The following is a 21,766-nucleotide window of genomic DNA, read 5'->3' on the forward strand; positions in this document are numbered from 1 at the left end:
GGGCGCCACCCCGGGTATCAGTCGTTATTCGTAACCACACGGAACATGGCGCGACGCGCCTCGGGGGTGGTCGGCGCTGCCGGAGCATCGGCGCGCGGGGCCTGCGGGATCACCGAGTTCGGCACGCCGGGCTTGCGCGGCGCGTGACCGAAGCGGGGCGCATGTTCGGCGAAGCCTGCCAGCTCGGGGCGCGCGGGTTGCGGCAGCTCGGCGGGGGTCGGTTTGCCCTGTTCGATCTGGGTAATGCGCGCATCGACCACAGTGAAGCGGCGCGGGGTGCGGCCGATGCTGTCGCCTTCTGCCACAAGGCAGCCAAGCGCGCGGTTGATATCCCCAAGATCGGATTTCAGCGGTAGCAGCAGAAGCTTGGCCTTCAGGGCAGGGCGGCCGATGCCGTCATCCGCAATGAGATCAAGTTCGGCAATCGCGGGGCCGGTAAAGCAGGCTTCGGTGGCTTCGGCGATCTTCTTGCGGCCAGCAGGTTCGAACATGGCGGTCATTGGCATGCCGCGCACTTCCATTCCCATCAGATCATTAAGATGCATACCGGCCAGACGGAAGCGGCCCATGCCCGGTGCGACCCGTTCGATGATGAAGGCATATTCGAGCGCACGTTCGATGCCGCGCGGATCGATATCGGAACGCGCCGGAACGGTGCGCCCCATACGCAGCGCTTCCCAATAGGCGCGAAGCTCGGAGGCGACCTGACGCCCTTTGCCAGCCGAGAGATCCATGTGCACTACCTTCGTATCGTTTTCCATCGTCATCGTTCCTGCGATCTGCGGCGGCGCGCGGCGCCTGCCTGCCAGTTTGAGTTTATCCCCTCGCATTTTGCGGAATGGGCCGTTTCGCAGGCCACGGGATCGAATTGCTTACTGAACTCTTAATACGCGATTTCACCGGAAAATGGAGCATGAACTGATAAAATGGTTAAAATGCCACCTGTCAGAACCGCGCCTTACCAAGGGAAAGCTACACCAGGTTTCAGGGCTGGTTAAGTGCTTAATGCAGGCACCCGATTTCTCCATGAAACGGCAGCGATTTCGACAGGATTGCTGGGAAGATGCGCCCGATTTCCTGTCTCACAGGCGCGTGCCGGTCCGTTCACCCCTAGGGAGAATACTATTCTAACATGTTGTAATATATAGATTATGATGGTCTCTCTATAGATGTGCGCGAGATCTATCGTTACAGCTTTAGGAGGATTTGAACAAAATACCTGACCAGTTTTAGGTTAACTTTTCAGGCATCGGATGCCCCGTTCGGGAAGGGTGGAATTTTGGTAAACAGGCCAAGGAGTTATGGTTAATCCTTCGGGAGAAAACGAGCTATATTTCGAGGGCGTCGTAATGTTTTGTTAAGACATTTGGTCATTGTCCCGATTCAAGGTAGCGAAAAATGACCGGCTTCCGGCGGTAGAAGTGAAAGATTTAATAAATTCGGTCGGAGAATCGGAGGACTTTGCCCGAAGTTTTTCTGATTTCCATTTGGGCATGCGCGCCGATCAGGCGTGATCTTGCAGCGCCTGAGGGCTCTCCTGCGGCCAGAATCGCGTTCTCTCGACTTTCCGGTCATAAAAATGTTAGGCGCAGGCCAGCTCGCGGGCGCTAAAGCCTGTGATTGCGGCCCTCGGGGCGCTATCGAGGCAACGAGACAAGACCTGATATATGGAGTGGGGAGCCTATGGCCGATCGGCGTGGTATCTTGATTATTCTTTCGTCGCCCTCGGGGGCCGGAAAATCGACGCTTGCGCGGCGGTTGATGACTTGGGACCCGACGCTCAGTTTCAGCGTCTCGGCCACCACCCGTGCGCCGCGTCCCGGCGAGACCGAAGGAGTCGAGTATTTCTTCAAGACCCATGAGGAATTCGACCGGATGGTCGAGGCCGACGAAATGCTCGAACATGCGAAAGTCTTCGGCAACTCCTACGGCACGCCGAAAGCGCCGGTCGAGGCGGCCATGAGTGCGGGCCGCGATACGCTGTTCGATATCGACTGGCAGGGCGGACAGCAGATCCGCAATTCTGCGCTCGGCAAGGATGTCGTATCCATCTTCATCCTGCCGCCCTCGATTGCCGAGCTTGAGAGCCGCTTACGTTCGCGCGCGCAAGATAGTGACGAGGTGATTGCGGGCCGCATGGAGAAATCCATGTCCGAGATCAGCCATTGGGCGGAATATGACTATGTTCTTGTGAATCGCGATCTGGATGTGGCGGAGGCAGAGCTGAAGACCATCCTGATGGCCGAGCGCGCACGCCGCGACCGCCAACCCGGGCTCAGTGCGTTCATCCGCGGACTTGATGAGGAGTTCGAGGCACGATGATCTACGAGCTTGATGGATTCCGTCCGCGCATCGCGGACAACGTATGGGTGGCCGAGGATGCCAATCTGATCGGACGCGTGGTGCTCGAGGAGGGGGCGTCGGTCTGGTTTGGCGCGACCCTGCGCGGCGATAATGAAGAGATCTTCATCGGTGCCGGATCGAATGTGCAGGAAAGCGTAGTGATGCATACCGATATGGGCTTCCCGCTGGTCGTTGGCCCCGATTGCACCATTGGCCATCGGGCGCTGCTGCATGGCTGTGAGATTGGCGCAGGCACATTGATTGGTATGGGCGCGATGGTGATGAACGGTGCCAAGATTGGGCGGGGATGTCTGATCGGCGCAGGCGCTCTTGTGACCGAAGGGAAGGTCATCCCCGATAATTCTCTGGTGCTTGGCGCGCCCGCAAAAATCATGCGGGAGCTGAACGAGGCGGATCACGCCATGCTGGCCAAGGGGGCTGCACGCTACCGCGCGAATGCCGAGAGATATCGCACCGGTCTTAAGCGTATCTGAACGCCGCTTTGGCCCCGACGCTCAGCGGCGGGGCATGTTTGGCGACGGGGCCAGCCCCGGTATCTCGAAAATATCGAAATCGCGCTCGGGCCAGATCTGGCGCACTTCCTGTTTGATCAGATCGGCATTGGGCAGCGGCAGGCAATAGGCCCGCAACGGTCCGGTATATCCATGTTTGAGCAGCACATGGGCGAGATCCAGAATATCGAACGCCTCCGACAGAAGTGGCGAGAGCACGAGATCGGGTGCGGTCCTTTCGATCAGTGCATGGTCGATGGTGGCCAGTCGGGCGATGGTAACGGCCGCACCGGTCACTCCGCGCAACGCATGCGGCAGTTCCATCGACGGTTCGATCACAAGGATGCGCCGATCCGCCAGTTCGGCGGATTTGGCACCAAGCTCTGATGGAGAAATATGTGATCCGTTCCGAGAGATCATATTGCGTCAATCCTTTTCGTTGAGATCAGGTTAACTCGCCACGGGGTGGAATGTCACACCCCTAAAACCTCTTGTGGTTACTAAATGGTAAACGGAGAAAAATACTGTCATCAACTGTTTACGCTATTCTGATTTAGGTCAACTCTACCAAAAGAAAAACGGGGGTGGTGATGAGAAAATCTTCGACGATAACGGCGCTCGGCGCCATTCCCTTTCCGATCCTGCTGATCGGGCAGAACGAGAAGATCGCCTATGCCAACCCTTCGGCCATCAGTCTGCTGGGGGATGGTCTGGAGGGGCGGACATTCGTCACCGTTATCCGCAAGCCTGCCATCAATTTCGCGCTGGACGAGGCGCTCAAGCATGGGCGCGAGGAGCGCGCGCGCGACAGGCTTTCGCTGGGCGGTCGCGAGATGTCGGTGATGTGCACTGTCTCTCCCATGCCTGCCGATCCGCTCAGCGAACTGCCGCAGGGGGGCGCGCTGATCGTGTTCGAGGATGTCACTGCGCTCGAGGAGGCCGAGGCCCAGCGGCGTGATTTCGTGGCCAATGTCAGCCACGAGCTGCGCACCCCGCTCACCGCGCTGTCGGGCTTTATCGAGACGCTCCTGCATGCGGCCAAGGATGATCCTGTAGCGCGGGCGCGGTTTTTATCGATCATGGAGCGCGAGGCCGCGCGGATGAATCGGCTGGTGGGGGATCTTCTCTCGCTCAGCCGTGTAGAATCGGAGGAGCGCCGCCGTCCGACACAGACGGTCGATCTGTCGGCCGTTCTCAACGGCGCGATGCAGGCGCTTGCCCCCGTGGCCGAGGCGCGCAACGTGAGTTTGCTGCGCGAGGGTGAGGCCGGACCGAAACGGGTCTCGGGCGATCCCGACCAGTTGACGCAGGTTTTCTCAAATCTCATCGAGAACGCCATCAAATACGGGGCCCCCGACGCACAGGTCCGCATCACTTTGAGCACGGTGGCCCATGAACCGGCCCTGCGCGGCGCGGCACTGAAGGTCGTGGTGCAGGATCAAGGAGAGGGGATCGACGCCATCCATCTGCCCCGCCTGACCGAGCGGTTCTACCGCGTCGATACCCACCGCTCGCGCGAACAGGGAGGCACGGGACTGGGACTGGCCATCGTCAAACATATCGTTTCGCGCCATCGTGGCCGGTTCAGGGTCGAGAGCGAGAAAGGCGTGGGCTCGCGCTTCATCGTCTATCTTCCCTTGGTGTAACATTCTGGATGCGTCGGCATCACGGGCATGATCTCGCTGCATAAAGTCGCGCGGGCTGGACCTCTGGCGCGGTTGGGTTACTTCTGGACCGGGTAACAGTGCGAAAGGATGCGCGCCGGGACGGACGCACGGGACGGGCCGGCAACTCGAGCCTCGATTTCTTAACAGAGGCTTGCAAGATCCCTCAAACTGTTCAAATCATTACGCCAAGCGACCGTCCGTGAGGAGATATCATGACCACGATTCAGACCACCCCGTTCGAGGGCCAGAAGCCCGGAACGTCGGGGTTGCGCAAGAAAACCAAGGTTTTCATGCAGAACCATTTTCTGGAGAATTTCATCCAGTCGACCTTTGATGCGATTGGTGGTGTGGACGGCAAGGTTCTGGTGCTGGGCGGCGACGGGCGCTATTTCGGCAAGGAAGCTGCACAGACGATCCTGAAGATGGCGGCGGCTAATGGGGCCTCCAAGGTCTATGTAGGCATGGGGGCATGGCTCTCGACGCCTGCGGCCTCGAACCTGATCCGCACGCTTGAAACCGATGGCGGGCTGATCCTCTCGGCCAGCCATAATCCGGGTGGTCCCGACGAGGATTTCGGCGTCAAGTATAACGCGGCCAATGGCGGTCCTGCGCCCGAGAAAATCACCGATGCGATCTTCGAGCGCACCAAGAACATCACCTCCTATCTGAAGCTCGAGGCCGAGGATATCGATCTGGGCAACGTTGGCACGCAAATGTTGGGCGAGATGGAAGTCGAGGTTCTCGATCCGGTTGCGGCCTATGCCGATATGATGGAAGGGATTTTCGATTTCGCTGCCCTCAAGGCGCTCTTTGCCAAGGGCTTCCGGATGCGCATGGATTCGATGTGCGCGATCACCGGCCCCTATGCGGTCGAGATCTTCGAGAACCGTCTGGGCGCGCCCAAGGGCACCGTCACCCACGAAACGCCGCTCGAGGATTTCGGCGGAATGCATCCCGACCCCAATCCTACATGGGCGCATGAGTTGATGGCCGAAATGATGGGCGAGAATGCCCCCGATTTCGGCGCGGCCTCCGATGGCGATGGCGACCGCAACATGATCCTCGGTGCAGGCACCTATGTCTCTCCCTCCGACAGCCTCGCCGTTATCGCGGCCAATGCGAAACTGGTGCCCGGCTATGCCAAGGGGCTGAAGGGCGTGGCGCGCTCCATGCCGACCTCGGCGGCGGTCGACCGTGTGGCAGAGGCGTTGGGGCTTGCCTGTTTCGAAACACCGACGGGCTGGAAATTCTTCGGGAACCTGATGGATGCGGGGCGCGTGTCGCTCTGCGGCGAGGAAAGCTTCGGCACCGGCTCCGACCATGTGCGCGAGAAGGACGGCCTCTGGGCGGTCCTGATGTGGCTCAATATCATCGCGGCGCGCGGCCAGTCGGTGGGCGAGATCATGGAAGATCACTTCAAACGCTTCGGGCGTAACTATTATTCGCGCCACGATTACGAGGCGCTGCCGAAAGAGCAGGCCGAGGCGTTGCTCGAGGATCTGCGTTCCAGGCTCGCCGAACTTCCGGGCAAGGAGTATCAGGGGCTTGTCGTCGGTAATGCCGATGAATTCGCCTATACCGATCCGGTCGATCAATCCGTCTCCGAGGGGCAAGGCTTCCGTATCCTGTTTGCGGGAGGCTCGCGGGTCGTGCTGCGTCTGTCCGGCACCGGCACCGAAGGGGCGACACTTCGTGTCTATCTCGAGCGCTATGTCGCAGGCCCCGAAGGTCTGGGCGAGGATCCGCAAGAGGCGCTGGCCCCGATCATCAAAGCGACCGAAGAGATTGTCGGGATCGCTGCCACAACCGGCAAACAGCAGCCCGATGTGATTACCTGACTTTAGTCAGTGATGTTTCGAGAGGGGCGGGTCTTCCGCCCCTTTCTCATGCCCTTGACCTTGCTTGCAGATGGGCAGAACGTGGGGCCAAGAAATGACCAGGAGGGCCTTATGGCTGATTTACCCTTTGATCTCGAAGCGCTTGACCGTCTGGCGAAAGTGGCCGTCCAAACCGGTTTGAACCTGCGCAAAGGGCAGGATCTCGTGGTGACGGCCCCTGTGGAGGCGCTGCCGCTCCTGCGCCGTATCGTGGCCGAGGCCTATAAGGCGGGTGCGGGGATCGTGACACCCATCCTGTCGGATGGCGAGATTGCGAAGGCGCGCTACGATTTCGCGTCTGATGAAAGCTTCGATAGTGCTGCGGGCTGGCTCTATGAGGGGATGGCCAAAGCCTATGCTAGTGGCGCGGCGCGTCTGGCAATCGTGGGCGAAGATCCGATGCTGCTGTCCGAATGTGATCCGGCTAAGGTTTCGCGGGCGGGTAAGGCCAATGCCAAAGCCTATAAACCGGCACTGGAGAAGATCTCCAATTTCGAGATCAACTGGTCCATCGTCAGCTATCCGACGGTAGCATGGGCCAAGCGCATTTTCCCCGATCTCTCGGACAACGAGGCACAGGCCAAGCTGGCCGAGGCGATCTTCGCCGCCTCGCGCGTTGACCGTGCCGACCCGGTCACGGCATGGGCCGAGCATAACGCAACTCTGGCCAAGAAATCCAAATGGCTCAACGAGGAGCGCTTCGCTGCGCTGCATTTCACCGGCCCGGGCACCGATCTTGAGGTGGGTCTTGCCGATGACCATGAATGGCATGGCGGTGCCTCGCCCGCGCAAAACGGTATTATCTGCAATCCGAACATCCCGACCGAGGAAGTCTTCACCACCCCGCATAAGACGCGCATCAACGGCACGGTGCGGGCAACCAAACCGCTTTCGCATCAAGGCAGCCTGATCGAGAATATCGAGATGGTGTTCAAGGATGGCCGCGCCGTCGAGGCCCGCGCGACCAAGGGCGAGGCCGTCCTGAAGGAACTGATCGCCACCGATGAGGGCGCCTGTTCTCTGGGCGAGGTTGCGCTCGTGCCCTTCCATTCGCCGATCTCGGAATCCGGTATTCTCTTCTACAACACCCTTTATGACGAGAATGCGGCCTGTCACATCGCTTTGGGACAATGCTACTCGAAATGCTTCCTCAACGGTGCCGATCTGAAACCGGAGGAGATTGCCGATAAGGGCGGGAACAGTTCGCTGATCCATGTCGACTGGATGATTGGCGGGCCGGAGACCGATATCGATGGCATCCGCGCCGATGGCAGCCGGGTCGCGATCTTCCGCAACGGGGACTGGGCCTGATCCCGAAGGCGCCCGACCGTGTGTTTGCACGCCACACTATCTGGCCGGAGCCATATGCGCCTCCGGCCATTTCCATAGTGCGGAATGTCGTTGGAGCTCTCTCCCGACGTTCAGGCGTAGAGTGGCTTGTGGTTGCTTTGATGGCGCGCCACCAGCTTTTTCATTACCTTGCCTTTTTCGGGCAGGAACCGTGCGGGCATCGGTCTGTGATCCTCGGCGCATAGCTCTGGAAACAGGGTCTGCACCTCCTCGAACGCCTCGGGCGACAGGGATTTGAGGGCTTGCGGGCCGGTATAGAGGCTCTCTGATGCCGCTCCGTTCGAAAAGACGATTTCATGCTGATCGAAGAGCAGATGGTAATAATCGACGCTCTCGACATCTTCGAGAGGAGAAACTCCCTCGAGTGAGGTGAGTTTGTTCGCGGGAACAAGGACTTCGAGCTGTCCAAACATCCGTTGCGAGATTTTCGACCGGACAAGAATCCGGTGCTGCGGCGAGACGACCAGATCCTGCTCCGGTAGCCCGCGCCCCAGCGCATTCTTCTCGATCCTGATGGGGCGCAATTTGGGATTCCGCTCGAGGCTCCGGCGGGAAAGATGTCGTGTGCCGATCCATTTGAGAGGTTGGTAGCCGTGATCCATCGTGCGGATCCGGCAGCCCGGAGTGAGCGTTTCGACATCGACGGGCCCGTCTTCGGTCTCGATCTGCGTGCCGGCGGCAAAGCAGACCGGAAACTGGACGGAGGTCCCCGCCGAGAGGTCGAAGGTCAGAACGGCATTCTGTTCGACATATTCAAGAAGGCTGGAGACCCCGAGCGCGTCCAGAACGCTCGAGAGGAGAAGGGGGGAAATGGCGTCTGTAAGCTGGGTGACAAGCCCATCGAGCAGCTCTGCCTGATCCCCATCGGGATAATAGAGATAGGTATTCCCGTCCGCCTCCCATGCGGTGACATTGACAGAACTGCCGAGTTCGATATCGAGACTCAGTCCCAGAACGTTAAGAGAAACCGCCGAGGTGACGGTGCCCGAACCGATATAGGTCGCCTCATCAGCGGTGCCGTCATCGTCCCAGGTCGCGCTTTCGCCCGCATCCCAGTCGATGTTCCCATCGCCATCATTATCGTCGAACGTCAGCGTTCCGTCCGAACTGTCCTTCAGGTTGCTGACCAGTAAAGTGTCGCTCAAACCCAGAAGGGAGCCTTCATAGGTTTGCATGTTTGTCAGATCACGCGTGCGTGTCGGCATGGGCCTACTCCAAGGGTTAACTACTTGTTACCAATGGCAATAGATACAGTTGACCAAGCTCGCGAAGCGGCATGCCTCGCAAAGGAAACGCTAGGGTGCACGGCCAGACATTCCCGCTCCGGAAGCCGGAATGGAAAAGAGCCTATGCAATCCTCAGATGAGTGAGTGTAGGTGGTTACATCTGTAAGATTGTCATCGGGTGTTGATTAATCAAATGTAAACCTCTCCCGCTGACAGGTGACCTTGGGTAGCTTCTGAGGGCTTAACTACGATCATCCAGAATACGATTAAAAATTAGGCAATTATTTTAGTTAATTTTTCGATAGCGGTTCTGCTGCGTTATTTTTCTATCAAAACGGGGAGCGAATCAGCTCGTTTCAGCCAATCTGTGAAGGGTAATCCGCTCTCTGAGGCGCACGGAAATAGACCGGATGCCGCGTAACTCCTGTCGCGCATCGAGGTGGCATGTCCGGTCGGGTGCGATGCCCGGTTTGCTTACAGCTCGTGATTTACGAGCCGGATGATCGGCTCGGCCTCATCGCTCGCAAATTGCATGGAGCTGAGCTTCCAGCGGCCTTCCTCGAGCCGCAGGGTGGCGAGGGAGAGGTAGGGTTCATAGGTAAGAAACCGGCCACCGCTCACATACCGGGTTTCATAGAGAACACAGATCGTTTCGGGATCACACCACGCAGCTTCAAGGCACCTGCGGATGATATGGCTGATATTTCGGGAACGCAGGCTCTCGTAACAGGCGGTGCTTGCGGCTTTTAGCCCCTCGGTCGTCCTCAGGATGCGCTTCTTGTCCATCGTTTCAAGACGGAACGGCAGGCTGCACATCCTTCTTATAGCCTCGAAATCATTCGAGAGCAGTGCCTCTACATTCTCGTCCAGAAACGTTTGCGCCATGGCCATTGCCATCGCGGCAGGCTTGCTCGGGGAGACCAGGAGTGTACACCATCAAAATCATCGAAAAGACTTCGCGGGCGGCAGCATCGCCAGCCTGTCTGCCAGTAAGAACGAAAGGGGCGCGCCAGTCAGGTACCCCATAAAGACCAGTTTTACTGATCAATCGCACAAGTTTATTTAATATAAACGACGAGCGAAGTCAACGTATGTTGCTCATAGGGGGCCAATCCCTTGGGACCGGGATCGACCTTCGGCCCGCTCGTCAGCCTGTTCCGCCTTTACGAAATCCACGAAGGCGCGCAGTGGCGGGGGCATGTGGCGGCGGCCCGGATAGTAGAGGAACGGCCCCGAGAATGTGGGCCACCAGTCTTCCAGGACCGGCAGGAGGCGGCCATCCTCCAGTAACGGCTCCAGCCATCCGTCGAAAGTCATAAGGATGCCGAGACCGGCAACGGTAGCCGAGATCGCCATATCCACGGCCTGTGTGCTGACCGTCATCCTTGCCGGGGGATCGATCTTCACGACGCCACCGGCCTTTTCGAACTCCCAGATCCCGAGTGCGCCTCCGGGAAAGCGGGTGCGGATACAGTCATGCGACAGCAGATCGTGCGGGTGCCGCGGGTGCCCCCGCCGCTCGAGATAGTTCGGGGCGGCCGCGGCCGCAAAGCGCTGGCTGCGCGGGCCGATGGGCACAGCGATCATATCCTGCGAGAGGGCTTCCTCGTAGCGGATACCGGCATCCGCGCCGCTTGCCAGCACGTCGACAAAGCCGTCATTGGCGATCAACTCGAGGGTGATGTCGGGATGTGCCGCCAGAAAGCGCTCGAGAATGGGCGGCAGGATGGTGCGGGTCACAGCCCCCGGCACGTTCAGCCGTAGAAGTCCGCGCGGCCCCTTACCAAGGGCCGAGGTTGCCTCGAGTGCCGCATCGACTTCCTCGAGCGCGGGGACGAGCCGCGCCAGCAGTGTCTCACCGGCCTGCGTTAGTGCGACGCTCCGTGTGGTGCGGTTGAATAGCCTCACTCCGAGCCGTTCCTCAAGCCGGATGACCGCCTCGCTGATACTCGAGGCAGAGGTCGATGTCGCCCGCGCCGCGCCGCGAAACCCGCCATGCCGTGCCGCAGCTATGAAATAACGTAGATCTCTTTGATCGCGCATTGTTCTCTTTATCCGGACAGCCTGAACGGAAAGCAGGGTATTCCCTTACAATAGCCAACGTCCATATACAGGGACATCGAAATCCGGTTACGAAAGGGCGGTACCATGATCACGACATCGACACTCGGCGGGACCTTCACCTTCAAGGGCGGGCGGACGGTCCACCGCCTCGGCTATGGCGCCATGCAGCTGGCCGGTCCGCATGTCTTCGGCCCACCCGCGGATCACGAGGGGGCGCTCGCGGTTCTGCGTGCCGCGATCGAGGCAGGGATCGACCATATCGATACCTCGGATTTTTATGGTCCGCATGTCACCAACCAGCTTATCCGCGAGGCGCTCCACCCCTATCCGCAGGATCTGAGCATCGTGACCAAGGTGGGCGCGCGACGCGGGGCGGATGCCTCGTGGAACCTCGCAGCCTCCCCCGATGATCTTGTGGCGGCTGTGCGCGACAATCTCGACAATCTCGGTCTCGAGGCGATGGAGGTCGTCAACCTGCGGCTGATGTTTGCGGAGGGGCCTGCCGAAGGCTCGATCGAGGAGCCGCTCACGGTGCTGGCCGAGCTACAGGCGCAGGGTCTGATCCGGCATATCGGGCTCAGCAACGCCACCGCCGCACAGGTCGCAGAAGGGCGCAAGATCACCGAGATCGTCTGCGTGCAGAACCTCTACAACATCGCCAACCGGAGCGATGATGCGCTGATCGAGACGCTGGCCGCCGAGGGTATTGCCTATGTGCCGTTCTTCCCGCTGGGTGGTTTCACGCCGCTGCAATCGCGGGAGCTGGACGCGGTTGCCGCCGGCCTCGGGGCCTCGCCGCAACAGGTCGCGCTGGCATGGCTGTTGCAGAGATCGCCGAATATCCTCGTCATTCCGGGCACCAAGACATTGTCGCATCTGCATGAAAATATCGCGGCAGCCGATCTGGAATTGCCACGGGAGGCGCTGCAACGGCTCGATGCAATCGGTCGGCAGACCGCCTGATACATCGCACAAGGTTACGCCCGGCAGGAGACTGCCGGGCGTTCCGGTCGTTCCCTCTTGATTGCCTGCAGTAGCGAGACCCTCAGAGGCGCAAGAGCTGCCGCCCGGCGATCCGTCCGGCCAGACCGCAGAGCAGGATCGCCGCACCATACCAAAGCAGATAGAAGGCCGGGCCGTCATCATCGCAATGGATGGCATAGATCATTGCCGCCAACGCACCGGCAAAAAGGCCGGCAATCCAGCCCGTCCTGCCGCCATCCACGACGATCCGGCGTCGAAGGCCCACAAAAAGAAACCCGCCGATAGGCAGGCCCAAGGCCGGAATGGACAGCAGGCAGATCCACCATGTCCGGCCCCAGAGATTACCGCCCCCGATCATCGCGCCCCCCCAGACCAGTCCGCACAGGATCATGAGGGCAAGAGGGGCTCTGAGCGAGGCGGGACGGTCCTCGACAGGGCGCGCGAGCGGACGCGCCAGTAGCAATGCGAAGGCCAGCGGCAGCGTCTGTTTGAGCAATACGGGCAGGGTGCGTATGGCCTCGCTCCAATCCGGACGCGGGCCCCACAGGAGGACCATGAGAGCGATCGAGACCGCGCCTCCCGCCAGTAGCCGGAGCCGCAGATGCGGATAGCGGGGCGGTGTTGTATCGGCGCTGAGCGCCGCGATCAGGTTTTCGGTTTCCATTCCTCGTCCTTTCTTGCCGCCTCGGCCAGTCGGCTCAAGGCACGGTGCAACGCCACGCGCAGTGCCCCCGGACTGAGCCCGAATTTGCGAGCCAGAGCCTCGGGCTCGGCCCCGCCCAATGCGTGATCGCGCACCAGCGAGGCATCCCTGTCGGGCAGTCGCGCCAGAGCCTGCTCCAGCAGAAGTCCTTCGAGCGGATCGACCGCCACGCCATGCAGATCGTGGTGGTCCTCGATCGGCTCATGCCCGCCTTTCGGGCGGGCCCGCATCACATCGATCGCCTTGCGGCGCACGATGACCCGCACCCAAGGCAGGAGCGGGCGGGTGGGGTCCCAACTGCCACGTTTGAGATGGATCGCCAGAAGCGCCTCCTGCACCACATCCTCGACGAGATGCGCCAGCGAACCCGGAAGGTCCGTGCGCGCCATCGCCCTCATGCGTGGCGCAAGCGCCGAGAGGCAGGCCGAATAGGCCCTGCGGTCTCCGGCCAGTCCGGCACGCATCCATGTCTCTATCTCGAAATCGGCCTGAGCCATGCGGGGCCTGCCATGTTTGTGCCACTCTATGAATGTCTACGGGCGGCAATGCGTGGATGTTACAGCACTGGCGCGAAATTTTAATGCGGGCTTTTCACATCACAGAACGGTGATCGCTGTAACATCTGCAAGGCCGGAGCCGAAGACCCTGAGGCAGACACGAAGGATCTGCGTCAACCCATCAGGAGCTAGACATGTCCAACACAACTCTCGGCCTCGCCACGATTATCGCCGCAACCGTCACCGGTCTTTCATTGCCCGCCCATGCCGCAGGACAGGAAAAATGCTACGGCGTTGCGCTTGCAGGCCAGAACGGCTGTGCCGCAGGCCCCGGCACCACCTGCGCGGGAACGTCGAAGATGGATTATCAGGGCAATGCGTGGACGCTGGTGCCTGCTGGCACCTGTGCCGATATGGAGCTTCCGGCCATGGCGAACGGGCATGCGCGCATGGGCGCGCTGACGCCGCTTGAACGCGATCTTCCGAAAATGTGAGAGGTCCGGCGCGCGGATCCACCGCGCGCCGCATAGCCCGAGGAGAGCGCCATGACCACAGCCTTGCCCGCCCGCGCCGGAATCGGTTTCAAGCCGAAGCATCTGCAGGATCTCGCCCGTCCCGGCGCTGTGTCCTGGCTTGAGATCCATGCCGAGAATTACATGATCGAGGGCGGCCCCCGCCTTGCGATGCTGATGGATCTGGCGGAGCGGTTTCCGATTTCGGTGCATGGCGTGGGATTGTCGATCGGGGGCGAGGGGCCGCTCGATCGACTGCATCTGCGCCGGTTGCAGCAGTTGCTTGACCGCATCAGACCCGCGCAGTTTTCCGAACATCTTGCATGGTCTACCCATCAGGGTGCCTATTACAGCGACCTGCTTCCCTTGCCCTATACCGAGGCCACGCTTCGGCATGTGGCCGATCATGTGTCCGAGGTGCAGGACCGGCTCGGTCTGCAGATGCTTCTGGAAAATCCGACCAGCTATCTGCGCCTTGCCGATAGCACCATCCCCGAGCCCGAGTTCCTTGCGCGCGTTGCCGAGAAGACCGGCTGCGGCATGCTTCTGGATCTGAACAATCTCTTCCTGTCCTCGGTCAATGTGGGCATCGGTGTCGAGGCCTATCTGGCGGCCTATCCGCTCGAACGCACGGGAGAGATCCATCTTGCAGGGCACGTGCCGGATCCCGGCGAGGGGCGGAAATTGCTGATCGATAGCCATTCCACCGCTGTCGCCGATCCGGTCTGGGCGCTTTGTGCCGAGGTCATCGGGCGGATCGGGCCGAGGCCGGTCCTGATCGAATGGGACGAGGATGTGCCGGAGTTTGCCATCCTCGAGGCCGAGGCGGCGCGGGCGCAGGCGCTGCTCGATGAGGTGCCGGCATGAGCCACGAGACACAATTCATTGCGGGGCTGCGCGGGCAGGCCAAGATGCCGGATCTCGCCATCGACCATCCGCCCGCCGAAGCCGCACGCAGGTTTTCGGTCTATCGCAACAATGTCGCGGTGGCTCTGACCGCGGCGCTTCGGGCGGGGTTTCCCGCAGTCGAGGCACTGGTCGGGCACGAGTTTTTTACGGCTATGGCGCGCGAGTTCATCCGCGACCATCCGCCCCGTGATCCGGTCATGGCGTGTTACGGAGGCCCCTTTGCCGGCTGGCTGGAGGGCTTTGCGCCCGTGGTCGGTCTGCCCTATCTGCCCGAGGTCGCCTGTATCGAGATGACATTGCGCCTTGCCTGCCATGCGCGTGATTGCGCGGTCGTGACGCAGGAGACGCTCGGCGAAAGCGTTGGCGCGGGGATCGTGCCGCATCCGGCTGCGCATTGTCTGTCCCTGCGCAGCGCGGCACTCTCGGCATGGGCCCGAAATTCCGGCAGGCCGGATCTGAAATCCGCCGCGCCCGGAGAGGTGTTGATCACGCGTCCCCATGCGGATGTTTTGATTGCCGAGGCTCCACGTGGGACCAAGGCCACATTTTCGGCCCTGTCGCAGGGACGTGATCTGGAAGTCGCGCTCGAGGGGCGGTCCGATTCGGTGGCCATCCTTTCCTGCCTCGTTCGGGCAGGCGCATTGACCACGGGAGGCCGATAGCATGAGGCGGGTCATTTTCGGGCCGCAGGCGCCCACGCGGGAGATTCTGGCCCTCGGCTGTGTCACACGGCTTGTGTTTGCGGCGGTGTTGCTGCGCTTCTTCTGGACCTCGGCCCTGACCAAGCTTGATGGTTTCGGCTTGTCGGCGTCGGCCTATGTGCAGATCTTTCCGCGCAGGATGGAGGCATTGGGATATGATCCGGACGGCCTCGCGCCTCTCGCGAAACTGGTCGTGGCCGCTGGCACTGCGGCGGAGATCATTCTGCCCGCGCTGATCCTTGCCGGACTGGCGACACGGGCGGCTTCGGTCATGATGATCGGCTTCATCATAGTCATGACGGTGACGGATCTCGTGGGCCATGGTGTCGGACCGGAGACTGCGGGAAAGCTCTTTGACCGCGCCGCGGATAGCCTGCTGGACCAGCGGCTTCTGTGGATCTGGCTTCTGGGGGGGCTTGCAGTCTCAGGAGGCGGATGGTTTTCGGCGGACCGTCTGTTTAACGGGTTACGCCGTCATACTCCAAGATAGGGGCGGCAGAGACGATGCCTTGTGGTCCGGGGCCCCGCCTACGGTGGGGTGGCCGGTTCGCACGCCCGATGTCCGCTCCAGTTACTGGCGCGGGGAGAGCCTTCCGAGCGCTGCGAAGATCCGGCACTGGGCGGAGAAGAGGAACATATAGGCCGCAAATTCGGCAATCTCCTCGGTGACCTGCCCGTTGGGTAGGCCATAGAGGCTGCTTCCCACATGGCCCTCTGCGGCAGAGGAGACCAGCATCGCCAGAATGAACAGGCCGAAATCGCCAAAGGGGAAGGCCTTATGTGCGATCAGCTGGCCGATACGGCGGATCCCGCGCCCGTAAAGGAAACTCACAACCGCCAGCACCAGAAGCGCCATCATCACGGGGGCCACGAAGGGCTTGTACCACAGCACATGGGACGAGAATTGCGGCCCGTGTTCGCCGATGGATTGCGGAGCAAGGAACACCGCCCCCCAGCTCAGCTCGCGTAGCGCTAGACCGATCCAGAACGGCACCGCCGCCAGCCAGAACCAGCCCCCCCGCGCATCCTGTGTCGGGACCCGCGCATAGCGGAGAGAGAGGCCCGCGCCGACCAGTAGAAGGAGCGCCTGCGACGTTTCGACGGGCCCGTTCTCGAAGCTCGTCCAAAGTGGCAACCACAGCGCCAGCGGTACACTCGCAACCAGCAGCACCACTCCGATCCACCTTATTGCATTCACGGCTCGTCCTCCCGGCCGCCAACCATTCGGCGACACAATTCTGTCATGAAGGGGGCGAATTATCTACCTTCAGCTCGGATGTGAAGGGCTCGGAAAGGATTTATCAGGGTTCCGTCGCGCAGGGGCTGTGCATCAGTAAACTCCGGCCCGTGAGCGGGAGCTTCTGACAATTGGAAAGCTACCCGGTGGCAGCCGTTAGCGCGGGGGCGCGATCAGGCAACATGTTCCGGCAACACGTTCCGGCGCAGACCTGTTGTGACGGGCTGACAAATCGTCAGGAACCATCCCGAAGACGGAGAAAACACCGAGCGCTTGCGTGACAGTGGTATGGGGAGGGGCTCGATTTTTGGGGATGCGCGCAAACTGCCATGCAAGGCCTGTCGTGCCTAGATAGGCGCGGCGCGGGGATGGCCGGACGGTTGGTAAGAGGGCCGAGCCGCGCTATTGGAGGCCGATCAACTGCCGTCTCGCATTGTCCTGAGATCTGCGTTATAGACCGGCGACCCGGTCCGGGGCTTCTGTCGGCCAGCGGCCCGATCTGCCAAGGCCCGTTCCTGTCTCTGCCAGATTGCAGCGGTTGCACCAGGGACAGGAAGTTGACTCACTGTGAACAAACAAAAATCTTGCGGGATGACATGACGGATCAAGACCTGAATAAATCTGATTTTATTTATAAAAACAGTAGCTTTAGGCTTTCTGTGGCACCCATGATGGATTGGACTGACAGGCATTGTCGTTTCTTCCATCGCCAGATCTCGCATCACGCTCTGCTTTATACCGAAATGGTCACCGCCCCTGCGATCGTGCATGGCGACCGCTCCAAGCTTCTCGATTATAATACGCCCGAACATCCGGTGGCCCTGCAGCTGGGCGGGTCTGATCCAGCGGAATTGCGCGAGGCCACGCGGATCGCCAATGACTGGGGCTATGACGAGATCAATCTCAATTGCGGCTGCCCGTCGGATCGCGTTCAATCGGGGGCCTTCGGCGCCGTGCTGATGAAGACGCCCGAGCTGGTGGCCGAATGCGTGGCCGAGATGCAGGCCGTGGCCCATGCCGAGGTCACCGTGAAATGCCGCATCGGGGTAGATGATCAGGCCCCTTACGAGGTGCTCCCGCGTTTTCTCGAGACGGTGTCGGCCGCGGGCGTCACGCGCTTTACCATCCATGCCCGCAAGGCGTGGCTCCAAGGATTGTCGCCCAAGGACAACCGCGAGATCCCGCCCCTCGACTATCCGCTCGTCGAGCGGATGAAGGCCGAGTATCCGCATCTCAATATTTCGCTGAATGGCGGCCTTGCCACATTGGCTGCGGCTGAGGAGGCACTGGCGCGCGGGCTCGACGGCGCGATGGTCGGGCGCGCGGCCTATCACGAGCCGATGGAGATTCTTGGCGCGGCCGATCAGCGACTCTGGGGGCAGGGCGCGCCGCGCGATCCTTTTGAAATTGCGGAAACCATGGTGCCTTACATCGATAATCACCTTGCTCACGGTGGACGCTTGCATCAGATTACGCGCCATATGCTCGGCCTGTTCCATGGCAAGCCCGGCGCGCGGCGGTATCGCCAGATCCTGTCCGAAGGAGCGACCCGCACGGGTGCCGATAGTGCGCTTTTCGTTCAGGCGGTAGGGGCGGTGGCGCAGGCCATGCGCGCGCAGTCCGAGCAAGACTGACCGGTCCGTCACGGGCCTTTTGTAACACTCCGGAGCCACACGCGCCTATGACCGACCCTGCTACACTCATCCCGCTCGTTCTTATCCTGATCGCAACAGGGGCCTTTGCCGGTGTGCTGGCGGGGCTTCTGGGGGTCGGGGGCGGTATCGTACTGGTGCCTGCCTTTTTCTACCTGTTCTCGGCATTGGGCTATGGCTCGAACGACCTGATGCAGGTCTGCGTGGCAACCTCGCTTGCCACCATCATCGTGACGTCCTGCCGCTCTGTGCTGGCGCATAACAAACGCGGCGCGGTGGAATGGTCGATCCTGAAAGCATGGGCATGGCTGATTGCCATCGGTGCGCTGGTGGGCGTTCTTGTCGTGCATCAGCTAAGCACTTCCGCGTTGCAGGTCATCTTTGCGGTGATGGTCTTTGTGATCGCTATGTATATGCTCTTTGGCAAATCGACCTGGCGGCTGGCCGAGGAGATGCCGGGTCTCGGGCGCCGGATGATCTATGCGCCGCTGACGGGTCTGGTCTCGGTGCTGCTCGGGATTGGCGGCGGCTCGATCGGCACGCCGCTGATGACGCTGCATGGTGTGCCGATCCACCGTGCGGTGGCGACGGCCTCGGGGTTCGGGGTGATCATCGCCGTGCCCTCGGCCATCGGTTTCCTGCTGACCCCGGTCAGCGATGCGCCGCCCTATACGATCGGTGCGGTCAATATCCCCGCCTTCCTCATCGTGATCGCCACCACCACACTGACGGCCCCCTTGGGCGCCGCACTTGCGCATAAGTTGGACCCCAAGATGCTCAAGCGTGTCTTTGCCGTCTTCCTTGCGCTGGTCGCGCTGAACATGGCGCGCAAGGTGCTGTTCTGAGCGGGCCTGCGGGGATCATTTGATCCCCGCAGCCTTTGCCTTGTCCCAGAGCGCGTCCATCTCGGCCAGATCACTCTGCTCGGGCGTCTTGCCTGAAGCGCGCAGGCTGTCCTCGATATAGCCGAAGCGGCGGGTGAACTTGGTATTGGCCGCGCGCAGGCAGGCCTCGGGGTCGAGCTTCAGATGCCGCCCGAGATTGACCATCACGAAGAGCAGATCGCCATATTCCTCGGCCATCTCCTCAGGGCCCAGCTCGTCGCGCGCCTCGGCCAGTTCGTCGGCCTCTTCCGCGATCTTGGCTAGAACATCGCCGATATCGGACCAGTCAAAGCCTACCCGTGCGGCGCGTTTTTGCAGCTTGAGCGCACGGGTCAGCGCGGGCAGGGCCAGCGCCACATCATCCAGAACACCGGTGGGCTTTTCCGCGATCCCTTTGGCCGCGCGCTCGGCGGCCTTGATTTTCTCCCAATCGAGCGTCTGCTGGGCCGAGGATTTGTCACGGCTCTCGGTGCCGAAGACATGGGGATGGCGATGCACCATCTTGTTGTTGATGGCACTGAGCACCTGCGTCACATCGAAGAGCCCGCGATCCTTGGCGATCTGCGCGTGGAAGACCACCTGCAGCGCCAGATCACCCAGCTCGGCAGGCAGCTCGTCCCATGCCTCGCGCTCGATCGCATCGGCCACCTCATGCGCCTCCTCGAGCGTATAGGGCGCGATGGAGGCGAAATCCTGCTCGATATCCCAAGGGCAACCGGTCTGGGGATCGCGCAGGTTCTCCATGATGGCCATGAGTCGCTGGAACTGGTGGCCGGCCTGCTGTGTGTCATCGGTAATGATTGGATCATCGGGGCGGGCCATGGCGGAGCCTTTCTTTCATACAGGGTCGTGGTCTTTATCCGGTCCTGCATTTGGAGAGTCCAGAGCGGGCGGAAGAATGCGATCAAAACGGGAACAAATTCACCTTGCGTTAAGCGGACCCTACTAGTGTCAACCATGAAGACCGCGCCAGCCAGGCGAGGTCGGGGGCCAGAAGTCTCCGGATATCGTGTGACACGAAGTGTCATCTCTTCGCTTGGCACAAGGTCGCATCATCCTCGAACGGGATGGAGCGGGGACGTGGTTGTTTGGGGTCCGTGATTTCGGGTCTTCTGGCGAGAGCCGCAACAATTGTGCACCAAGAAGGGATGACTGGTGATGTTTGCAGATGTGAAACCCCAGAACGGGCGCCTCGGGGGCCCGTCGGAACGACTGCCGATGACCGAGCTTGTCGCGCGCCATAGCTACCTGCGCGATCTGTCCGACAAGATGCTCTCCGAACAGGAAGCCCATTCGCTCGAACTGCAGCGCGAGATCGTTGCCATCGGAGAGGATGCGTCTCTGGGCGAGGGGGGGGCGGCGCGTAATGCCGATATCAAACTCGCCGAGATCGACGAGCTGGAGCAGGAGATCCGTATCATCGGCTATCAGATGGCACTGATCGAGGATGTAATCTTCGAGACCCCTCCGCGCGATGCAGCCGAAGCACTTTCTAAGCTGCGCTTTTTGTCTGGGCAGATGCAGGACGGATACGAGTTCTCGCCCGATTACTTTGCCAATGTGATGGAGGAATGCTCGGATCTGCTGTCCGAGACCGGCTTTGCCGGTGTCGATAGTGTCAGCGCCCTTCCTCATTGACCCTGCTTCAGGCGCCCTCGGGGGCGCCTTTTTCCATGCTTGCGGCGCCTGTAGCCGCCTGTGGCACCTGATCCGATTCTCTTCCTCGCAGAATCACGGTTGATCTCGCCTTTGTTTCCAGTTCCGAACCGATCTCATTTCTGGCCGTGCCTGTGTTGAAATGGGGCAAGGCCTGCCTGATTGGTAAATAAAGGGTAAAGATTTACCCCCGGATCTCGCCCGAAAATCGCCGCCTTATTTCTGCCATCCGATTTTAAATTCTAATTTACTGAAAATTATAAGAAAATTGGATGCGCCATCATGTTAACGATATTTAACCACCTGCCGGTCATCGTTAATGAATTGGTAACCAAGTGGGAAACAATGCCTTTCTTCCTCCCTCATTTGGCCAAGCGGACCCGCAATTATAGGGTCATCGGCAGCAAGACAGGGCTGGCTGCCACAGGCGAACAGAAGGACGAATACGATGCAGAACGCAGTCAACTTCCAGACCACCGGTGTTCCTCAGGCGGAGCGCAAGGACACCAAGTCGCTGATCGAGCTGATCCGCCGCTATGACTATATCGAGGGTCTGTGCGATCGCGTTCTGACCGAGCAGCAGGCCAAGATGTCGCGCTATCACCAGATGATCAGCGAAGAGCGCATCAAATCCGCCCTGCGTGGCACCATGGATATTCCGGAGCGTCCTCCCGTTCATACCAGCGAGACCGCAGAGATCGAAGAACTCGAGACCGAGGTCCGCATCTATCGCTACCAGCTCAACACGCTGGAAAGCGTTATCTATGAAACCGAACCTTCCAACCTTAAGGAAGCTCTCGCCAAACTGCGTTTCATCGCCCGCCTTGTGGTCGATGGCGTCGAATTCGAAAGCGATTTCTTTGCCTTCATGATCGAGGAATGCACCGATATCGCCGAGATGAGCGCGCAGGATATGGTCGGCGCAGAACGTGCCAAGCTGCAGACCCTGATCAACCAGCAGACCCTCTGACCCTGCCTCGGGTGGTCAGATC

At 60.6% G+C, this 21,766-nt stretch carries 23 protein-coding genes; 14 read left to right on the forward strand and 9 right to left on the reverse strand.

From position 1 onward, the window contains the following. Window positions 1-17: 17 nt before the first annotated feature. The gene (locus WDB91_RS10380; RefSeq protein ID WP_339112490.1) at window positions 18-761 is read right to left on the reverse strand and encodes a PAS domain-containing protein; all 744 of its coding nucleotides are present in this window, start codon (window positions 759-761) and stop codon (window positions 18-20) included. Between the two features lie 922 nt (window positions 762-1,683). Here WDB91_RS10380 and gmk point away from each other — a divergent pair. Both gmk and WDB91_RS10390 read left to right on the forward strand, forming a co-directional pair. Next, on the forward strand, window positions 1,684-2,322 hold the full coding sequence (gene gmk / locus WDB91_RS10385) for a guanylate kinase (RefSeq protein ID WP_339112491.1): 639 nt from the start codon (window positions 1,684-1,686) through the stop codon (window positions 2,320-2,322). After that, window positions 2,319-2,837 carry a gamma carbonic anhydrase family protein gene (locus WDB91_RS10390; RefSeq protein WP_339112492.1) on the forward strand — a complete coding sequence of 173 codons (519 nt, stop codon included), beginning with the start codon at window positions 2,319-2,321 and terminating at the stop codon, window positions 2,835-2,837. Before gmk ends, WDB91_RS10390 begins: the two co-directional genes overlap by 4 nt. A 21-nt stretch (window positions 2,838-2,858) precedes the next feature. Here WDB91_RS10390 and WDB91_RS10395 read toward each other — a convergent pair whose 3' ends face one another. Beyond that, window positions 2,859-3,275, reverse strand: coding sequence for a hypothetical protein (locus WDB91_RS10395; protein WP_339112493.1), 417 nt, complete (start codon window positions 3,273-3,275; stop codon window positions 2,859-2,861). A gap of 170 nt (window positions 3,276-3,445) precedes the next feature. Here WDB91_RS10395 and WDB91_RS10400 point away from each other — a divergent pair, with 170 nt between their 5' ends. From WDB91_RS10400 to WDB91_RS10410, 3 genes are all read left to right on the forward strand, one after another. Further along, a complete protein-coding gene (locus WDB91_RS10400) occupies window positions 3,446-4,501 on the forward strand; it encodes an ATP-binding protein (RefSeq protein ID WP_339112494.1) in 1,056 nt (351 codons plus the stop codon). A 233-nt stretch (window positions 4,502-4,734) separates the two neighbouring features. Then, on the forward strand, window positions 4,735-6,360 hold the full coding sequence (locus tag WDB91_RS10405; RefSeq protein WP_339112495.1) for an alpha-D-glucose phosphate-specific phosphoglucomutase: 1,626 nt from the start codon (window positions 4,735-4,737) through the stop codon (window positions 6,358-6,360). Window positions 6,361-6,471: 111 nt separating this feature from the next. Next, complete coding sequence (locus tag WDB91_RS10410; protein ID WP_339112496.1) at window positions 6,472-7,710, forward strand: aminopeptidase; 1,239 nt, start codon at window positions 6,472-6,474, stop codon at window positions 7,708-7,710. Between the two features lie 110 nt (window positions 7,711-7,820). Here WDB91_RS10410 and WDB91_RS10415 read toward each other — a convergent pair whose 3' ends face one another. From WDB91_RS10415 to WDB91_RS10425, 3 genes are all read right to left on the reverse strand, one after another. Then, a complete protein-coding gene (locus WDB91_RS10415; RefSeq protein ID WP_339112497.1) occupies window positions 7,821-8,954 on the reverse strand; it encodes a Hint domain-containing protein in 1,134 nt (377 codons plus the stop codon). 495 nt (window positions 8,955-9,449) lie between these two features. Beyond that, window positions 9,450-9,860 (reverse strand): hypothetical protein, encoded by a 411-nt coding sequence (locus tag WDB91_RS10420; protein WP_339112498.1) that lies wholly within the window; start codon window positions 9,858-9,860, stop codon window positions 9,450-9,452. A 213-nt stretch (window positions 9,861-10,073) separates the two neighbouring features. Beyond that, entirely contained in the window at window positions 10,074-11,018 is a 945-nt protein-coding gene (locus WDB91_RS10425) for a LysR substrate-binding domain-containing protein (RefSeq protein WP_339112499.1), read from the reverse strand. Window positions 11,019-11,123: 105 nt separating this feature from the next. Here WDB91_RS10425 and WDB91_RS10430 point away from each other — a divergent pair, with 105 nt between their 5' ends. After that, the gene (locus WDB91_RS10430; protein WP_339112500.1) at window positions 11,124-12,002 is read left to right on the forward strand and encodes an aldo/keto reductase family oxidoreductase; all 879 of its coding nucleotides are present in this window, start codon (window positions 11,124-11,126) and stop codon (window positions 12,000-12,002) included. Window positions 12,003-12,084: 82 nt separating this feature from the next. On the opposite strand, the gene WDB91_RS10435 is transcribed toward WDB91_RS10430, so the two are convergent. Further along, window positions 12,085-12,687 carry a DUF1109 domain-containing protein gene (locus WDB91_RS10435; protein WP_339112501.1) on the reverse strand — a complete coding sequence of 201 codons (603 nt, stop codon included), beginning with the start codon at window positions 12,685-12,687 and terminating at the stop codon, window positions 12,085-12,087. Then, window positions 12,669-13,223 (reverse strand): sigma-70 family RNA polymerase sigma factor, encoded by a 555-nt coding sequence (locus WDB91_RS10440; RefSeq protein WP_339112502.1) that lies wholly within the window; start codon window positions 13,221-13,223, stop codon window positions 12,669-12,671. Before WDB91_RS10440 ends, WDB91_RS10435 begins: the two co-directional genes overlap by 19 nt. A 194-nt stretch (window positions 13,224-13,417) precedes the next feature. Between WDB91_RS10440 and WDB91_RS10445 the strand changes: the two genes are divergently transcribed. From WDB91_RS10445 to WDB91_RS10460, 4 genes are read left to right on the forward strand one after another with little or no spacing between them, the layout of a single operon-like run. Beyond that, entirely contained in the window at window positions 13,418-13,717 is a 300-nt protein-coding gene (locus WDB91_RS10445) for a DUF2282 domain-containing protein (RefSeq protein ID WP_339112503.1), read from the forward strand. 51 nt (window positions 13,718-13,768) lie between these two features. Continuing rightward, window positions 13,769-14,602: a DUF692 domain-containing protein gene (locus WDB91_RS10450; protein ID WP_339112504.1), complete on the forward strand. Its 834-nt coding sequence runs from the start codon at window positions 13,769-13,771 to the stop codon at window positions 14,600-14,602. Beyond that, a complete protein-coding gene (locus WDB91_RS10455; RefSeq protein WP_339112505.1) occupies window positions 14,599-15,306 on the forward strand; it encodes a DNA-binding domain-containing protein in 708 nt (235 codons plus the stop codon). The genes WDB91_RS10450 and WDB91_RS10455 overlap by 4 nt, the downstream gene beginning before the upstream one ends. 1 nt (window position 15,307) lies before the next feature. Further along, window positions 15,308-15,835: a DoxX family membrane protein gene (locus tag WDB91_RS10460; RefSeq protein WP_339112506.1), complete on the forward strand. Its 528-nt coding sequence runs from the start codon at window positions 15,308-15,310 to the stop codon at window positions 15,833-15,835. Between the two features lie 81 nt (window positions 15,836-15,916). Here WDB91_RS10460 and WDB91_RS10465 read toward each other — a convergent pair whose 3' ends face one another. Next, a complete protein-coding gene (locus tag WDB91_RS10465) occupies window positions 15,917-16,543 on the reverse strand; it encodes a hypothetical protein (RefSeq protein WP_339112507.1) in 627 nt (208 codons plus the stop codon). A gap of 707 nt (window positions 16,544-17,250) precedes the next feature. Between WDB91_RS10465 and dusA the strand changes: the two genes are divergently transcribed. Both dusA and WDB91_RS10475 read left to right on the forward strand, forming a co-directional pair. Continuing rightward, a complete protein-coding gene (dusA, locus tag WDB91_RS10470) occupies window positions 17,251-18,216 on the forward strand; it encodes a tRNA dihydrouridine(20/20a) synthase DusA (RefSeq protein ID WP_339112508.1) in 966 nt (321 codons plus the stop codon). Between the two features lie 47 nt (window positions 18,217-18,263). Continuing rightward, a complete protein-coding gene (locus tag WDB91_RS10475) occupies window positions 18,264-19,079 on the forward strand; it encodes a sulfite exporter TauE/SafE family protein (protein ID WP_339112509.1) in 816 nt (271 codons plus the stop codon). 15 nt (window positions 19,080-19,094) lie between these two features. On the opposite strand, the gene mazG is transcribed toward WDB91_RS10475, so the two are convergent. Next, the gene (gene mazG / locus WDB91_RS10480; protein ID WP_339114504.1) at window positions 19,095-19,871 is read right to left on the reverse strand and encodes a nucleoside triphosphate pyrophosphohydrolase; all 777 of its coding nucleotides are present in this window, start codon (window positions 19,869-19,871) and stop codon (window positions 19,095-19,097) included. A 405-nt stretch (window positions 19,872-20,276) separates the two neighbouring features. On the opposite strand from mazG, the gene WDB91_RS10485 reads away from it, so the two are divergent. Beyond that, on the forward strand, window positions 20,277-20,756 hold the full coding sequence (locus WDB91_RS10485; RefSeq protein ID WP_339112510.1) for a hypothetical protein: 480 nt from the start codon (window positions 20,277-20,279) through the stop codon (window positions 20,754-20,756). A 466-nt stretch (window positions 20,757-21,222) separates the two neighbouring features. Then, the gene (locus WDB91_RS10490) at window positions 21,223-21,744 is read left to right on the forward strand and encodes a hypothetical protein (protein ID WP_339112511.1); all 522 of its coding nucleotides are present in this window, start codon (window positions 21,223-21,225) and stop codon (window positions 21,742-21,744) included. Window positions 21,745-21,766: the final 22 nt, after the last annotated feature.

The organism is Thioclava sp. GXIMD2076 (genome assembly GCF_037949795.1).
GTDB lineage: Bacteria > Pseudomonadota > Alphaproteobacteria > Rhodobacterales > Rhodobacteraceae > Thioclava > Thioclava kandeliae.

Bases quoted from the DNA above. Each gene is read 5' to 3' on its own strand.
- WDB91_RS10400 (WP_339112494.1), top strand. From the start codon at position 3,446: ATGAGAAAATCTTCGACGATAACGGCGCTCGGCGCCATTCCCTTTCCG.
- gmk (WP_339112491.1), top strand. From the start codon at position 1,684: ATGGCCGATCGGCGTGGTATCTTGATTATTCTTTCGTCGCCCTCGGGG.
- WDB91_RS10410 (WP_339112496.1), top strand. From the start codon at position 6,472: ATGGCTGATTTACCCTTTGATCTCGAAGCGCTTGACCGTCTGGCGAAA.
- WDB91_RS10395 (WP_339112493.1), bottom strand. From the start codon at position 3,275: ATGATCTCTCGGAACGGATCACATATTTCTCCATCAGAGCTTGGTGCC.
- WDB91_RS10475 (WP_339112509.1), top strand. From the start codon at position 18,264: ATGACCGACCCTGCTACACTCATCCCGCTCGTTCTTATCCTGATCGCA.
- WDB91_RS10440 (WP_339112502.1), bottom strand. From the start codon at position 13,223: ATGGCTCAGGCCGATTTCGAGATAGAGACATGGATGCGTGCCGGACTG.
- WDB91_RS10380 (WP_339112490.1), bottom strand. From the start codon at position 761: ATGGAAAACGATACGAAGGTAGTGCACATGGATCTCTCGGCTGGCAAA.
- WDB91_RS10450 (WP_339112504.1), top strand. From the start codon at position 13,769: ATGACCACAGCCTTGCCCGCCCGCGCCGGAATCGGTTTCAAGCCGAAG.
- WDB91_RS10425 (WP_339112499.1), bottom strand. From the start codon at position 11,018: ATGCGCGATCAAAGAGATCTACGTTATTTCATAGCTGCGGCACGGCAT.
- dusA (WP_339112508.1), top strand. From the start codon at position 17,251: ATGATGGATTGGACTGACAGGCATTGTCGTTTCTTCCATCGCCAGATC.
- WDB91_RS10445 (WP_339112503.1), top strand. From the start codon at position 13,418: ATGTCCAACACAACTCTCGGCCTCGCCACGATTATCGCCGCAACCGTC.
- WDB91_RS10415 (WP_339112497.1), bottom strand. From the start codon at position 8,954: ATGCCGACACGCACGCGTGATCTGACAAACATGCAAACCTATGAAGGC.
- WDB91_RS10490 (WP_339112511.1), top strand. From the start codon at position 21,223: ATGCAGAACGCAGTCAACTTCCAGACCACCGGTGTTCCTCAGGCGGAG.
- WDB91_RS10430 (WP_339112500.1), top strand. From the start codon at position 11,124: ATGATCACGACATCGACACTCGGCGGGACCTTCACCTTCAAGGGCGGG.
- mazG (WP_339114504.1), bottom strand. From the start codon at position 19,871: ATGGCCATCATGGAGAACCTGCGCGATCCCCAGACCGGTTGCCCTTGG.
- WDB91_RS10420 (WP_339112498.1), bottom strand. From the start codon at position 9,860: ATGGCGCAAACGTTTCTGGACGAGAATGTAGAGGCACTGCTCTCGAAT.
- WDB91_RS10405 (WP_339112495.1), top strand. From the start codon at position 4,735: ATGACCACGATTCAGACCACCCCGTTCGAGGGCCAGAAGCCCGGAACG.
- WDB91_RS10460 (WP_339112506.1), top strand. From the start codon at position 15,308: ATGAGGCGGGTCATTTTCGGGCCGCAGGCGCCCACGCGGGAGATTCTG.
- WDB91_RS10455 (WP_339112505.1), top strand. From the start codon at position 14,599: ATGAGCCACGAGACACAATTCATTGCGGGGCTGCGCGGGCAGGCCAAG.
- WDB91_RS10485 (WP_339112510.1), top strand. From the start codon at position 20,277: ATGTTTGCAGATGTGAAACCCCAGAACGGGCGCCTCGGGGGCCCGTCG.
- WDB91_RS10435 (WP_339112501.1), bottom strand. From the start codon at position 12,687: ATGGAAACCGAAAACCTGATCGCGGCGCTCAGCGCCGATACAACACCG.
- WDB91_RS10390 (WP_339112492.1), top strand. From the start codon at position 2,319: ATGATCTACGAGCTTGATGGATTCCGTCCGCGCATCGCGGACAACGTA.